A 259-nucleotide genomic window follows, 5' to 3' on the forward strand; every position below is an offset into this window, starting at 1 on the left:
CAGGAAGTTCGACCTCTCGAAGAACGCGCCGGTGGTGAATCCGGGTGGGAAGACGCCGTCGGGTTCCGGGCTGAAGGTGGCGGCGGCGACGGCGGACCAGACGTTCAACGCCGCGAGTGCGGGTGTGTCGGAGTACTTCACGGGTGCCGCTCTGACGGGCGGGTTCAACCTGATGGATTTTGCGGGCGGTTCGGTCAGTACTGCTTTCATGTCCTCGCTTGCTCTGGGGGCCAAGGGGCTGGGCATCAAGATGCCGGAC

General features: G+C 64.9%; 1 protein-coding gene. It reads left to right on the plus strand.

From position 1 onward, the window contains the following. A partial coding sequence (locus IE94_RS40200; protein WP_157849469.1) for a hypothetical protein occupies positions 1–259 on the plus strand: 259 nt, incomplete at both ends.

Origin of the sequence: Streptomyces violaceorubidus, assembly GCF_000717995.1 — a bacterium.
GTDB lineage: Bacteria > Actinomycetota > Actinomycetes > Streptomycetales > Streptomycetaceae > Streptomyces > Streptomyces violaceorubidus.